The organism is Rhodococcus sp. NPDC058532 (assembly GCF_042719255.1).
In the GTDB taxonomy this organism is placed as follows: domain Bacteria; phylum Actinomycetota; class Actinomycetes; order Mycobacteriales; family Mycobacteriaceae; genus Rhodococcus_G.
The window spans coordinates 146,023-159,264 of record NZ_JBHXNU010000012.1 but is presented as its reverse complement, the minus strand read 5'-3'; the positions used below and the strand labels follow the sequence as shown (position 1 = coordinate 159,264).

The following is a 13,242-nucleotide window of genomic DNA, read 5'->3' as shown; positions in this document are numbered from 1 at the left end:
TACTTGCCGTATCGGGTAGGTCCAGGATCTTCGGCGTAGTCGTGGTGCCGCAGCGGTGCGGATGCTTGGCTCGGGCAGCATTAAGCACCCGCCGAGGATCGGCGGCCTTGTCCGCTGCCTAACCGAAGTGGATGTCGGCGGGCGTGTGTCGCTCGATGCCGGTGTGGCGGTGCTCGTGGTTGTATTACTCGGTGAACAGAATTATGAATTCCCTTGTCTAGAACGGTGATTCAAATAGATCAGGGAGCTCCGGTTTGTATTGCCGGTCTGAACACTGCCTCCGAATGCGGGTTGTCATCTGAGACCCGCGAGTTCATGGACGAGTTCGTGCACACCTGCAACCACCACCGGCATCCCGGGATCGGCATGCACACCCCCGTCGACGCCAATTTCGAACGAGTAGCGCGATTCGCAGGGGTGTCTCGCGGTAGTCAGTGTCCGCACGTTAACGCGCGGTTCGGAGGTGCCATCGAATCTGTGTGATGACGGTTCCGACGAGCGTCTCGAACTGTTCGTCGGGGGTGGGCGTGGGGAACGTGGAGGCTTCCCGGAGCACTGGGATGTCCAGATCAGAGTGCTCGGTCAGCCACATTTCGGGGACGAGCGGGGCCCGTTCCGCTTCGTCGACGCCATCGGACTGATCGGTGCGGTGGTCGACCATGAGCGCGAAGGCGAGGATGAGCAGTGCCTGGTGACGATGCACGTCGAGTGCGGCAGGAAGGCTGAGGCCGACGGCGCGTAGGAAGGCTAGGAATCGGTCGAGCTGGATCAGTCGGTTGGGATGGATCGAGGCTGGCGGCGCATCCTCATCCAGGGCGATCAGGAGAGCCCGTGGCCAGCGGCGGTACAGCTCGCGCAGTGAGTTGGCGTAGTCCGTGACCGAGGCTTCCCACGCTTCGGGGTTCAGCTCGGGCGGGTTCCAGGCGGTGATCATCAGCCCGACGGCCAGGTCGATGACCTCCTGACGATCTTCGACGTAGTTGTAGAGCGCCCGCACGGTCACGCCCAACTCAGCGGCCAGCGCGCGCATCGTGATCGACCGGAATCCTTCTGCGCCAGCCATCTCCAGTGCCTTGGCGCCGATGATCTCGCGGGTCAGCACGGGACGACCCTTGCGGGTGGCTGGACGGCGACGCTGCGAGCTGGCCATGGCCCCATCGTAGGGCTTCCTCATTAAACTTCACATGCGTTGACTTTTATCTTCCGACGACCCACGATGAGTAAGGCAACCCTTCACCGCACACCGAGAAGTCGAGGACCGCATGACAGCCGAGAAGTCCCGCCGCCTGCCACCGTTCAGCGGTGTCCTGGTACTGGTCATGGCCTCCACCGGGCTGGTGGTCATCGACATCACGATCGTCGCGCTCGGGCTACCGTTGATCAGCTCCGATGTCGCCGCTGGGGCCTCTGCCGAGTCGGTGGTGGTGACCTACATGGTCGCGATGGGGGCGCTCACCCAGGTTGTCGGAAGCCTGTCGGACCGGTGGGGCCGCAGGTCGTTGTTCCTCTCCGGGATCGTGGTCTTCACCCTCGCATCCCTGGCCGCGACACTCGCACCGACGCTGTGGTTCCTGAACGTGGCCCGCGTGATCCAGGGCGCCGGGGCGGCGGTCATCATGGTCAACGGCATTCCGCTGCTGGCTGGCCGCTACGCCGGCGAGGAACGCAACCTCGCCATCGGCGCCTGGGGGTCCTTCGTGACCGCGGCCGGGCTGCTCGCCCCCACGCTGGGCGGAGTCTTGATCGACGCCTTCGGGTGGCGGGCGATCTTCGCGATCAACCTGCCGCTGGGCGTCGCGACCTTCGCGCTGGCTGCTCGGGTGCTCCCCCGTACACCACAGGCGGCCACCCCCGATGCCGGGCCGGATTGGCTCGGCAGCCTGCTGCTGATGGCTGGCCTGGGCTCGGCCACCATGCTCATGCTCCGCCCCGAGGGGCCGTGGAGTAGCCAGGACGCTGCGCTGTTGGTCGTCGCTGTTGTGCTCCTGGCGGCGTTCATCGTGGTGCAATTTCGTGTGTCATCCCCGACGCTGGAACTGCGGTTGTTCGCCCAGCCCGCCTTCAGCGGGGCGATGCTGGCGGTGTTCCTCTCTCGGGTGCTGACCATCGGCGGCACGGTCTACCTCGTCCTCTACTTCGCCGATGCCCTGCGCCTGAGCCCGATTGCCGCCGGACTGCTGATGACCCCGATCTTCATCGCGCAGATGATCACCGGACTGGTTGGCTCCAAACTGCTCAGCTATTGGGCGCCCGGCCTGGTGATCGGCCTCGGCTACGCGCTCAAAGGCGCCGGACTCATCGCACTCGCGCTGCTCATCACTCCCGACACTGCGTGGTGGGTGCTCCTCGTTCCTCTCCTGGCGTGGGGAGCAGGCGGCGGCATCGCCGGGGCTCCCGTGATGGCAGTCGCGGTCAACGTCACGGCTCCCGAACGGGTCGGCATGGTCGCTGGCAGCGTCTCCGCCCTGGCCTCCATCGGCGCCGGTGTCGGCACCGCAGCGCTCGGTGCCGTCTACACCCTGTACGGCGGCGCCGACCCGCAAGCGGTCACCGACGGCACCCGAGCCGTTCTCACCGCGTCCGCCCTGCTCTCCGCCCTCGCGGTGGCCACCACTCTGCTCCTGATCAACCCCCGCCGCGTCCCGGCGCCAGCCCGCCGCCACGAGGAACCGGCCGACAGGATTCCCGCGGGACTGGACCGCCTCAGGGAGCAGGAATCAGACACCAGAAAGGTGTAGACCACTGCATCGTCCCTCACGCAACAATGGCGACCGGTCGGCCAATGCTGGAGCAATGCCAAGGACAGCGCTTCGCGGCGGGAAGTCGTCGCCTGGCGTTCTCGACACCGCGCCTGTGAATGCTCACTGAGTTGCTGCGACGGCAGCTTCTAACGGGGGCGAGATACGGTCGCAGCCATGTTCCCGTGGGCCATGCGGGTGGTCCCTGCCTGTCAGGGTGAGTTGAGCCCTGCTCCACCGTCCCTGATTGAGATCTGACCCTCGACCATTGCGGGCGTGGTCCCGGATTCAGGACACGGCTGAACTACTGGCCTGACCGGAATTTCCACTTGTGTCCGCGGTCGACCCTGCTCGGGCCTGTGGTCAGGTGACTGCTTGTTTTGAGCCGGCCGCGGTGTCGAACAGGTGCGCCGCCAGGCCGAGTCCGGGCGGGAATGTTGATGGATCCAGGCTCAGCTCAGAGCGTCAAGAGGAATTGTCAATAGTTGTGGATCTGGGCTGAATCACTCCCCCGAAACGGGGGCGGTGTAGACGGAGATGCGTAGTCCGTCGTCGGGTAGGTGCAGGGTCTCGAAGTCGTAGGCGACAGCACCGAGGTCGGGGTGGTTGAACGCCTTCCTGGCGTGCCGGCGAGGCCCGACCGCATGATCTGCCCACAGGCGCCGGAACAGCGGGTCGGCGGCCTCGAGTTCGGCTACCACCGCGAGCAGGGGCGGGTCGGTGGGGCAGTGCGCGTTCATCGCGCGCAGTTGGGCGACACTCGCCCGCGCCGTGGCCTCCCAGTCGACGAACAGGGTGCGGGCGGGCGGGTGGGTGAAGATGTAGCGGACAGTGTTGCGTCGCTCGCGAGGCCACGAGCCGATGCCATGGAACAGGGCAAGACCCTCCGGGTTGGCGGCGACCATGTCGCTGACCCGGTTGAGCACATACGCAGGTGCCGGACTCAGCCGGGCCAACAACACATCAATACCGGGCCGCACCACCGTGGTGGGGGCCGGTGCATTGGCCGCGGGCGGGTCGGAAGCGAGTGCCGCCAGGCGCATGAGATGGCGCTGGTCGTCGGCGGTCAGTTGCAGTGCCCGGGCCAGGCTGTGGAGCACGGCACGACCGGGCCGGCGTTCGCGTCCCTGCTCCAATCGCGTGTAGTAGTCGAAGCTCACCCCGGCGAGGGTGGCCAGCTCTTCCCTGCGCAGCCCGGGGATGCGACGCAGTCCCGGGCCGGTGGGCAGGCCGACGTCGGACGGACGGACGAGCGCTCGTCGCGACCGGAGGAACTCGCCCAGAGGGCCGGATGTGCTCACCTCCTAGATTCTGCCGACAACCGGTGCGGGCGTTCCTGGCCCCGTCACTGCCAGGAACAGTTCGGCCTTCACGCCAGGTGCCCGCGGTTCGACACTCGACTGCACAGAACGACCGGCAGACGAACCTGGAGGTTTGAAGTGACGACGACTCGTGCACCGCGCCGATGGAAGGTGTGGCTATTGACCGTGTGCGGGATCTACCCGGTCCTCACCGTGCTGGTGACGCTGTTGACCCCGATGCTGGACGGTGTCCCGCAACCGGCCCGGCTGGCGCTGATCGTGCCCGTGGCCGTCGCATCCATGGTGTGGGTCATCACCCCTGCCCTCACCCGACGTCTCCACGGATGGCTGAGTCGATGATGCCCGACGCCAGCACCCGGATCCGGACGGGAGACCGACCGATGGAGTACCGACGGCTCGGAACGAGCGGCCTGCCGGTGTCGGAGCTGATCCTGGGATGCATGACCTACGGCGATCCCGGGCGCGGAACCCACTCCTGGACCCTGCCAGCCGAGGAGGCGAAGCCGTTCTACCGCAAGGCCATCGAGGCCGGGATCACCACCTTCGACACGGCGAACATGTACTCCGACGGCACCAGCGAGGAGATCACCGGCCAGGTGCTGGGTGAGTTCGCCCGCCGCGACGAGCTCGTGCTCACGACCAAGGTGTTCTTCCCCATGCGCCCTGGACCGCATGGATCGGGGCTCTCCCGCAAGCACATCCTCTGGCAGATCGACGAGAGCCTGCGCCGCCTGCGCACCGACTACGTCGATCTCTACCAGATCCATCGGTGGGATCCCGAGACCCCCATCGAGGAGACCATGGAGACCCTGCACGACGTCGTCCGCGCCGGCAAGGCCCGCTATATCGGCGCTTCCTCGATGCGCGCCTGGCAGTTCGCCAAGGCCCAGCACACCGCCGATCGCGGCGGGTGGACCCGCTTCGTCTCGATGCAGGACCAGTACAACCTCCTCCAACGCGAGGAAGAACGCGAGATGCACCCGATGTGCCAGGACTCGGGCGTCGGCGTGCTCGCGTGGAGCCCACTCGCACGCGGGACACTGGCGCGAGCGAACGGCACATCCAGTGCCCGCGCCGAAACCGACACCGTTCTCCGGTCCTACTACCGGCAGACGGTCGAGTCCAACCGGGCGATCGTCGACGCCGTCGGTGTCGTCGCCGAACGGCATGGCGTGTCTCGGGCGCAGGTGGCACTGGCCTGGGTCCGCCAACGGGACCAGGTCACCGCTCCCATCATCGGTGCGACCACGCTCGAACACCTCGAGGATGCGATCGCGTCACTCGGCGTGACGCTCGAACCCCACGACATCGAACTCCTCGAAGCGCCGTACACCCCACGTGATCCGGAGGGCTACCGGTAGTCAGGAAGCGCATCAGTCCCTCACCCAACAGGAGAATTATTCGAGTTCCTGTGGACCTGGGCATGTCAGGCAACCTCGGGCACCGGCATGTCCGGTGACGGTTCCGGGGGTGTCGACGGGTCGTTCGAGGAGCTTGCCCTTGTGGAACAACGCACCGGCGCGGACCAACGCCACCAGATGCGGTGCGTTGACGGCCCGACACCAGGCCTGGACGGCCTCAATCAGCTTGTAGGCCATCGCCATCCCCGCCGCCTTCGACCCCGGGCCCATGGTGCCCTTCGTCCGCAAACGCACTGTCGCGAAGGTGGATTCGATTGAGTTGGTTGGTGGTGCGCAGGTGCGCCCAGTGCTCGGCCGGATACCGGTAGTGCTCGAGCAGCACGTCGGTGTCGTCGGTGATCTTCGCGACCGCCTCGGGTACTTCGCGCCGTAGTCCTGTGCGCCCGCCGCGATCGCGAGCTGTGCCTTGTCGATGTCCTCCGCGTTGTAGATGGCCTTCATCGCCGCCAACGCGCCCGGGTGCGCGGTCTTCGGGAGCGAGGACAAGACGTTGGACTGTTTGTGGAACCAGCAGCGCGGCTCTCGGGTATCGGGGAACACTGCCCGCAGCGCCTCCCAGAACCCGAGCGCGCGCTATCGTTGGCCCTGGTAAAGATTAGGTAGACCTATAATTGGGGCATGAGCACGCCCCAGTACACCCATCGGCTGGCACGACGTCCGGGATTCGTCTTCGTCCGTGCCGCGCTGCGAGTCAGGCAGTTGTACGCAGACGCGCTCGCTCGGGTCGGACTCCTCCCCAACCAACATGCGATCCTGAGCACGCTCGAAGAGTTGGGTCCGGCTCACCAGAAGATGCTTGCCAGTCGTGTCGTCCTCGATCCGGGAGACATCGTCGCGTACCTGGATGGACTTCAGAACGGCGGATACGTCGTCCGTCAACGAGACCCCAAGGACCGGCGACGGCAGATCGTGGCGATTACAGATGCCGGTCGAAAGCTGCTTGCCGAGAGTGACCGGGTCCTCGATCGGGTCGAGCAGGAAGTCTTCACACAGCTCAGCGAGAACGACCGAGGCGAACTCGTCCGGCTGTCCGCGGTTCTGTATGCCGCGGCACACAAGGACGCTCCGCCAGCACAACCGTGATTCCACTGGCGCCTCGGCCCAGCCGGAATTGTCCTGGGAATAAACGACGTCGCGGCGCCGGACCTCAACCGGTCGTGGCGAGGCCCGCGGCGAGGCCGAACACCACTGCGAGGGCGACCACCTCGATTGTCGAGCGTCGCAACGACTCCCGCTCGGTGGCACGGTGGGTCGCGGCGGCGGGCACCCAGGTGCGCCGCCACCACCAGCCGAGCGCGGCCAGGCCGGCCAGCGCGACGGCCTTGGCGAGCAGGATCCGGCCGTAGCCGGTGTCGACGAGCGCGCCCGGGCCGCCGAGCGCGACGGCGCCGTCGACGATCCCGGTCACCGCGAGGACCGCGACACACTTCCATGCCAGCGTCGAATAGCGGGGGAGCAGTGTCGCCCACGGGCTGCGGCCACGCAGCAGCCACGCCATCGCGACGAGCGGGCCGAACCACAGCGCCGCCGCGAGGACGTGGGCTGCCACCAGCGCCGACCCGAGGACCTGCGCGGACATGTGCCCGGTCACCGGCCGGGCGAGCAGCGCGACGGCGGCGACCGCGGCCACCGGCGTCACCGACCGGGTGGAGTCGCTGCGGTGGCCGAGCGCCGCCGCGACCGCGACCGCGGCGGCGCACAGCACCGTCGCCGCCCCGACCTGCCCGACGCTGATGCCGCCGATGAACCGTCCGAACGCGGCCGGGGTCAGCGCCCCGACCGCGACCTCGGATGCCGCGGCGACCAGCAGGATGAGTTCGGTCGCCGCCCACGCCGCCGCCGTGACCGACAGCGGACGCCACAGCCGGGCATGCGGCACCGCGGGGCGCCGGTCGTCGCGTTGCAGCCAGGAGAGGACGCACAGGCCGAGCACGGTCGATCCGAGCAGGTCCGACAGTGCGCGGACCGCGGCCGCCGGGTCCGGGCCGTCCGGGGTCGCGAGCAGCCACGCCAGCGCGACACCGGCGGGCGCGGCGACGAGGCACGCCGTGCCCGCGCGCCCGCCCGGCAGCCGCGGCCGCCGGACGGACGCGCGGGCGCCGGACGTGCCTGTCACTTTCCGGGTTTGCGCAATGCGAACGCCAACCCGCCACCGAACACCACGACCGCTGCCCCGACGAGAACCCAGATCAGCCAGGACTGATCGGACGTGTCGTCGGTACCGGTCGCTGCCTGCCCGCCGGGCTTCGGACCGGGCGTGCCGGTGCCCTCGACGGTCAGGGTGAACCTGCTGGTGCCGCTCACCGGGTGCCCGTCCGCGGACGTGACGCGGTACGCGATCGTGTACTCGCCGGTCGGGCCGAGTTCCCCGACGGGAACGCTGATCGTCGACCCGGACACCACCGGATCACCCTTCGACCACAGGTTGCCGTCCGGACCGACCACGGTCAGGGTCGCGAAACTGCTCTGCACCGGCTCGTTGAAGGTCAGCGTGACCCGGTCGGGACCCGCCGTGACCTGCGCCCCGGCCTCGGGATCGGAGCCGGTCACCGCGGAGTGCGCTCCGGCGACCCCGACACCGAGGACGGCGGCCAGCGCGGTCAACGCGCCGAGCACCAGGATCCGGATCCGGGCGCTCATGAGCGCCTGCTCCGGATCGTGGCGCCGAGCCCGAGGGCGGCGCCAAGCGCGCCGAGGAGCAGGCCGATGCCGCCGAGCCAGCGGGCGGTGCTGTCGGTGGTGTCGGCTGTCGCGGCTGCGCCGTGCGCGTCGCCGGGGGCGGCGGCCGCGCTCAGCGTCAGGCTCGGGGCGGGCTTGTCCGGTTCGGCGCCGTCCGCGCCGGGCTGCTGGTTCCAGGCGACGACCTCGCCGTCGCTGTAGGTCTGCACCGTGTCGAACGACACCGTCTCGGTCTCGGGGAGCGGCCCCGCCGACAGCGCGAACTGCTGGAACTGGCCGGGGCCGACGGACACACCGGGGTCGGCGGTCCAGGTCACCGAGGTGGCCTCCCCGGTGGACGGGTCCTTGACGACCTGCGAGGTCCAGCCCGGGATGGGTTCGGTGCGCGCGGACTTCAGGTTCGGCAGGGTGACCTCGAGGCGGGTGGTTCCGGCGGTCTCGGACTCGGTGGGCACCTTGAAGGTCAGCACCGTGTAGCCGCCCTGCGCGGCGTCGGGGGCCGCGACGGACACGTGCGCGGTGGCGACACCGGACCCGCACAGCAGCAGGCCAGCGGTCGCGCACGCGGTGAGCACGGCGCGGGAGGAACGGATGTTCATTTGTCTCTTTCGTTTCGGGGAGATCGGGTCATCGGCTGGTCAGGCCGCGACCGGGGGTCCCCGTCTCGAGAGGGCATGGTGGAGCAGTCGATGCGGGAGCGTCTCCGGCTCCGGGGGGGTGCGGCGCCCCGGCTCGGGCCGGGGGTCGGGTGTCGGGCCGCGCAGCACGATCCGCAGCACCCGGGTGATCGGCCCGTACAGCTTCTCCGCGGCCAGGATCAGCGCCGCGCACACCAGTGTCGCCGCGGCGTGCGCGGCCAGCATTGGGAGCGCGCGGGGTCCCTGGTCCGCGTGCTCGTGGATCAGGGTCGTCGACAGGGCCAGGTGCCCGGCGAGCTGTCCACCCGCCAGCGCCGCGACCAGGGAGAGGCGGCCACCGCGGTGGCCGCCCGCGACGCCCCCGGCGACCGCACCGACGCCTCCGCAGCACAGGACGAGCAGGGTCAGCGCCGCCGAGGTCGGGTGGCCGCCCCCACCGACGCCGTGTCCGGCGACCGCGAGCGCCGCCGTCAGCGCACCGACCGCGCCGCCACGCAGGGTGGCGGCGTCGCGGGTACTGGTCGACGGCACGGGGGAACCGATCGGGTCAGCGGACGCCGAGTCGGGCGAGGAGGTCGGCCTCGACGCCGTCGAGTTCGGCGGCGACCGCGTGGTGCGCGGCCTTGCGACGCTGCGCGGGCATCTGCTCGGCGGCGTGGACCGCGGTCTCGAGTTCGCCGAGACGGCCGCGGACGCCGGCGAGGAACGAGGTGGTCTCGGCGTCCGGGAAGCGGGCCGAGATCTCGTTCGTGGTCCGCTCGGCCCCGGCGATCCGGGCGCTGAGCCGCGCGCCGTGCCCCGTGTAGGCACCGAGGTCCTCGGCGGCGATGCCCATCCGGTTCGCCTTCTGCTGGTCGAGCTTGCCGCGGACCAGGACGGCCCCGCGGTAGGCGAGCGGCGCGAGGACCGGGGTGAGCAGCCGTGCGATGCCGAGGTAGCGGCGCACCTGGGCGACGCTGACACCGGACCGTGACGCCGCCTTCTCCTGCGCCTTCAGGGTCGCGACCTGCGCCTTTTCGATCTTCTTCGCGGACTTCGCCTCGGTTCGCAGCTTCTTGCGTTCGTTGCGGGCGCCGTGCTTGGCCTCGAGCTTCGCCTTGTGCTTGAGTGCCTTGGCCTCGGCGCGCCGGGTCGCGCGCGACTTGCGTTTCTTGAACAGACCCATCCGGGTGGCCCCTCCATCTGGTGCTCGTGCGCCGAAACCCTGCCGAGTACAGCGTATCCGTGACTGCTCCGCGCGTGTCCGCGGCGTCGGCAAGGAGTGCCGCGTGCACCGGGTGTCGGACCGGCGGACCATACTCTCTGTCATCGTGAATTCTTTGCAAGGCCCGGGGGAGCCGATCCGGCCCGACACCGAAACCGCCGCGTCCGAGCGGCGGCGGCCGGTGCTCGTCGACCCGAGGGCGCTGACCGGGTGCCGACACCGGGTTCACCTCGACACCGCATTCCCGGAGGTCGTTGCCGACGTTCCCGAGGACATCGGGGTGCAGCAGCGGCGGGAGGCGGCGCGGGCGTTCCGGGAGGCGATGCGCGAGCGGTTGATGGCGCCGCGGGCCGGCCGCACCGGGCTCATCGTCGATCCCACCGGCCGCGCCGCGGATCGGGCCGCCGCCACCCTGCAGGCGTGCGTCGACGGCGTCGATCGGATCTGGGGTGCCGTGCTGCCCCTCGAGCCGGACACCGGGCGCCGGGGCCGGGCCGAACTGCTGATCCGGGACCGGGAGCGGGGCGGCTACTTCCCGCTGATCGTCGTCAACCACAAGGTCACCGACCCGGGCAGCGGAGCCGTCACCTCCGGTCTCGACGACTGGGCGCCGCGGGTCGACGAAACCAGGAAGGTGCGGGCCCAGCTGCGCGACCAGTTCCGGCTCGCCCAGCTGCACCGGATGCTGGCGCGGCACGGCCACGCAAGTCCCCGCCTGCTCGGCGGCGCGGTCGGCTACGGCGGCGAATGCATTCTCGTGCACGACCTGGCCGCCGTGATGGATCAGTACGACGAACGGTTCGCCGATCGGCTCGCCGTTGCGCGGGGCGAGGTTGCGACGGTGCCGTCGCAGGTGGGTGAGTGCCGATCCTGCCCGTGGTGGCCGGACTGCCGGGCGGCGCTGACCGAGGCGCGGGACGTGAGCCTGGTCGCGACGGGATCGCGTGCGGACGTGCTGCGCGGGGTCGGGGTGCACACCATCGACGCGCTCGCCGACTGGGCCGGTCCCGCGCCGGAGGAGTGGCAGGGCAACGGATTCGACGACGCCGTCGTGCTGGCGCGGGCCTGGCTGGCCGGGGTGCCGCTGGTGCGTCGCTCCGCGGAGGTGACGGTGACGCGCGCCGACGTCGAGGTGGACGTCGACATGGAGAGCTACCAGGAACACGGCGCCTACCTGTGGGGCACGTTGCTCACCGAAAACGGTGTGACGCAACCTTATCGGCCGTTCGTCACGTGGGATCCCCTGCCGACGGTCGACGAGGCGCGCTCGTTTGCCGAGTTCTGGTCCTGGCTGACCGGGACGCTGAATCGCACCCTGGCGGCGGGGAAGACCTTTGCCGCGTACTGCTATTCGAGGTCCGCGGAGGACAAGTGGCTGCTCGAGTCGGCGGCCCGGTTCGCGGGACTGCCCGGCATCCCCACCAGGGCCCAGGTCCGGGCGTTCATCGACGGACCGCACTGGGTGGACATCTACCAGGCCGTCAGCGACCAGTTCATCTGCCCGAACGGCAAGGGGCTCAAGAAGATCGCACCCGTCGCCGGCTTTCACTGGCGAGACGCCGAGGCGGGCGGTGAGGCGTCGATGAGCTGGTACCGCGAGGCCGTCGGCTACGACGGCGCCCCCGACATCACCCAACGGGAGCGGCTGTTCGTCTACAACGAGGACGACGTGCGCGCGACGAAGGTGCTGCGCGAGTGGATGACCGACCGCGCGGCGGCCGAGGTGCCGCTGGCATCGGAGCTGTAACGGCGGCCCCGGTTTCCTGCAGCGGCGCCTCCGGCCGTCGGATGGTCTATCGCGGGGTCATCCGCAGGGCGCCGTCCATGCGGATGGTCTCGCCGTTGAGGTAGTCGTGCTCGACGATCATCTGCGCGAGCTGCGCGTACTCGGCGGGCAGGCCGAGGCGGGACGGGAACGGCACGCCGGCCTCGAGGCCCCTGCGGTACTCGTCGGTGACGCCGGCGAGCATCGGGGTGTCGATGATGCCGGGGGCGATGGTGTTGACCCGGATTCCGTACTGGGCGAGGTCGCGCGCGGCCGGGACGGTCATGCCGTGCACGCCGCCCTTCGACGCCGAGTAGGCGATCTGCCCGATCTGGCCTTCGAACGCCGCGACCGAGGCGGTGTTGATGACGACCCCGCGCTGACCGGAATCGTCGACGGCGTCGGTGCCGGCGATCGCGTCCGCGGCCAGGCGCATCACGTTGAAGGTGCCGAGCAGATTGACCGTGATGACCGTGCGGAACAGCTCCAGGTCGTGCGGGCCGTTCTTGGACAGGATGCGGCCCGCCCAGCCGACACCGGCGCAGTTGACGACGGTGCGCAGCGGCACCCCGGAGGCAACGATCTGGTCGACCGCAGCCTGCACCTCGTCGCCGCTGGTGACGTCGGTGGCGATCAGCGTGACGCCGGCGGGGACGTTGTCGCCCGCACGCTCGATGGACTGGGCCAGGTCGAGCCCGAAGACGGTCGCGCCCGCCGCGGCGAAGCGCTTGGCGGTGGCGGCGCCGAGGCCGGAGGCCGCTCCGGTGACGAGTGCTGCGGTGCCCTGAAGTTCCACGGGTCCCTCCCCTTTCTCGACGGCCATTACTTGGTCGTCCTAGTACTTGGGGACACGATAGCGCAGAACGGGCCAGTTGAGTTAGAAGTGGTTCACCGAATGGCAGAACATGGGTGCCTCATCCGGTCGGGTGCAGGCGTTGCGTACAACAGTTGACCTGCGCATAAGTGGATTTCCGATTTCGCTGACCGGGTCCATAGCCGGTCCCTATGCTGGCGCGGTCGGGGGGCGTTCGCAGACGGTGGTCGCCCGTCATGGGAGTACCGCGCTCAGGAACCCGGATCGCCGGTCATGCGCAGTCAATGCACCGCCGCGCCGCGGGCAGCGCGTCCAGGCGTTCCGGACCGATCGGGCGCCCGCACCGCTCGCAGACGCCGTAGCTGCCCGCGTCGAGGCGGCGTTCGGCGGCGTCGAGTTCGTCGAGCTCGTGGCGGGCCTCGGTGAGTAGCGACGCCGTCTGGGCGCGTTCGAAGGCGACGGTCGCGCCCTCCGGGTCGTGCTCGTCGTCGTCGGTGGTCAGGTGCGAGCCCTCGATGATCTCGTCGAGTCGGGCGGTGAGGAAGTCGATGCGGTGCACCGCGTCTGCGCGTTCGGCGGCAATGCGTTGACGCGACGTGACGATGCCCGATTCCGGAAGCGTCATACCCGGTTCAACGTGAAACCATGCCGATCCGATACC

15 protein-coding genes are annotated in these 13,242 nt (G+C 69.4%); 5 read left to right on the top strand and 10 right to left on the bottom strand.

The window, feature by feature from the left end; all coding sequences use genetic code 11:
- Positions 1 to 445 precede the first annotated feature (445 nt).
- Positions 446 to 1,150, bottom strand: a complete 705-nt coding sequence (locus ACFWQG_RS15885) for a TetR/AcrR family transcriptional regulator (protein WP_378508585.1) — start codon at positions 1,148 to 1,150, stop codon at positions 446 to 448.
- A 112-nt stretch (positions 1,151 to 1,262) separates the two neighbouring features.
- Between ACFWQG_RS15885 and ACFWQG_RS15880 the strand changes: the two genes are divergently transcribed.
- Positions 1,263 to 2,738, top strand: coding sequence for an MFS transporter (locus ACFWQG_RS15880; protein WP_378508584.1), 1,476 nt, complete (start codon positions 1,263 to 1,265; stop codon positions 2,736 to 2,738).
- A gap of 503 nt (positions 2,739 to 3,241) precedes the next feature.
- Here ACFWQG_RS15880 and ACFWQG_RS15875 read toward each other — a convergent pair.
- Positions 3,242 to 4,039 (bottom strand): helix-turn-helix domain-containing protein, encoded by a 798-nt coding sequence (locus tag ACFWQG_RS15875; protein WP_378508583.1) that lies wholly within the window; start codon positions 4,037 to 4,039, stop codon positions 3,242 to 3,244.
- A gap of 138 nt (positions 4,040 to 4,177) precedes the next feature.
- On the opposite strand from ACFWQG_RS15875, the gene ACFWQG_RS15870 reads away from it, so the two are divergent.
- Both ACFWQG_RS15870 and ACFWQG_RS15865 read left to right on the top strand, forming a co-directional pair.
- Positions 4,178 to 4,399: a hypothetical protein gene (locus ACFWQG_RS15870; RefSeq protein WP_378508582.1), complete on the top strand. Its 222-nt coding sequence runs from the start codon at positions 4,178 to 4,180 to the stop codon at positions 4,397 to 4,399.
- Between the two features lie 77 nt (positions 4,400 to 4,476).
- Positions 4,477 to 5,421: an aldo/keto reductase gene (locus ACFWQG_RS15865; RefSeq protein WP_378508581.1), complete on the top strand. Its 945-nt coding sequence runs from the start codon at positions 4,477 to 4,479 to the stop codon at positions 5,419 to 5,421.
- Between the two features lie 36 nt (positions 5,422 to 5,457).
- Here the strand turns inward: ACFWQG_RS15865 and ACFWQG_RS15860 are convergent, their stop codons facing one another.
- Positions 5,458 to 6,021: a transposase gene (locus tag ACFWQG_RS15860; RefSeq protein ID WP_378508580.1), complete on the bottom strand. Its 564-nt coding sequence runs from the start codon at positions 6,019 to 6,021 to the stop codon at positions 5,458 to 5,460.
- A 78-nt stretch (positions 6,022 to 6,099) separates the two neighbouring features.
- On the opposite strand from ACFWQG_RS15860, the gene ACFWQG_RS15855 reads away from it, so the two are divergent.
- Complete coding sequence (locus ACFWQG_RS15855; RefSeq protein WP_378508579.1) at positions 6,100 to 6,564, top strand: MarR family winged helix-turn-helix transcriptional regulator; 465 nt, start codon at positions 6,100 to 6,102, stop codon at positions 6,562 to 6,564.
- 64 nt (positions 6,565 to 6,628) lie between these two features.
- On the opposite strand, the gene ACFWQG_RS15850 is transcribed toward ACFWQG_RS15855, so the two are convergent.
- From ACFWQG_RS15850 to ACFWQG_RS15830, 5 genes are read right to left on the bottom strand one after another with little or no spacing between them, the layout of a single operon-like run.
- A complete protein-coding gene (locus tag ACFWQG_RS15850; protein ID WP_378508597.1) occupies positions 6,629 to 7,552 on the bottom strand; it encodes a CopD family protein in 924 nt (307 codons plus the stop codon).
- Positions 7,553 to 7,593: 41 nt separating this feature from the next.
- Positions 7,594 to 8,121: a copper resistance protein CopC gene (locus ACFWQG_RS15845; RefSeq protein ID WP_378508578.1), complete on the bottom strand. Its 528-nt coding sequence runs from the start codon at positions 8,119 to 8,121 to the stop codon at positions 7,594 to 7,596.
- Positions 8,118 to 8,759, bottom strand: a complete 642-nt coding sequence (locus tag ACFWQG_RS15840; RefSeq protein ID WP_378508577.1) for a YcnI family protein — start codon at positions 8,757 to 8,759, stop codon at positions 8,118 to 8,120. The genes ACFWQG_RS15845 and ACFWQG_RS15840 overlap by 4 nt, the downstream gene beginning before the upstream one ends.
- A gap of 39 nt (positions 8,760 to 8,798) precedes the next feature.
- Positions 8,799 to 9,329, bottom strand: coding sequence for a hypothetical protein (locus ACFWQG_RS15835; RefSeq protein ID WP_378508576.1), 531 nt, complete (start codon positions 9,327 to 9,329; stop codon positions 8,799 to 8,801).
- Positions 9,330 to 9,345: 16 nt separating this feature from the next.
- Positions 9,346 to 9,963, bottom strand: a complete 618-nt coding sequence (locus tag ACFWQG_RS15830; RefSeq protein WP_378508575.1) for a DUF6474 family protein — start codon at positions 9,961 to 9,963, stop codon at positions 9,346 to 9,348.
- A 220-nt stretch (positions 9,964 to 10,183) separates the two neighbouring features.
- On the opposite strand from ACFWQG_RS15830, the gene ACFWQG_RS15825 reads away from it, so the two are divergent.
- Entirely contained in the window at positions 10,184 to 11,749 is a 1,566-nt protein-coding gene (locus ACFWQG_RS15825; protein ID WP_378508596.1) for a TM0106 family RecB-like putative nuclease, read from the top strand.
- Positions 11,750 to 11,795: 46 nt separating this feature from the next.
- Here ACFWQG_RS15825 and ACFWQG_RS15820 read toward each other — a convergent pair whose 3' ends face one another.
- Both ACFWQG_RS15820 and ACFWQG_RS15815 read right to left on the bottom strand, forming a co-directional pair.
- Positions 11,796 to 12,563 (bottom strand): SDR family NAD(P)-dependent oxidoreductase, encoded by a 768-nt coding sequence (locus tag ACFWQG_RS15820; protein ID WP_378508574.1) that lies wholly within the window; start codon positions 12,561 to 12,563, stop codon positions 11,796 to 11,798.
- 289 nt (positions 12,564 to 12,852) lie between these two features.
- Positions 12,853 to 13,206: a TraR/DksA family transcriptional regulator gene (locus tag ACFWQG_RS15815; RefSeq protein WP_378508573.1), complete on the bottom strand. Its 354-nt coding sequence runs from the start codon at positions 13,204 to 13,206 to the stop codon at positions 12,853 to 12,855.
- Positions 13,207 to 13,242: the final 36 nt, after the last annotated feature.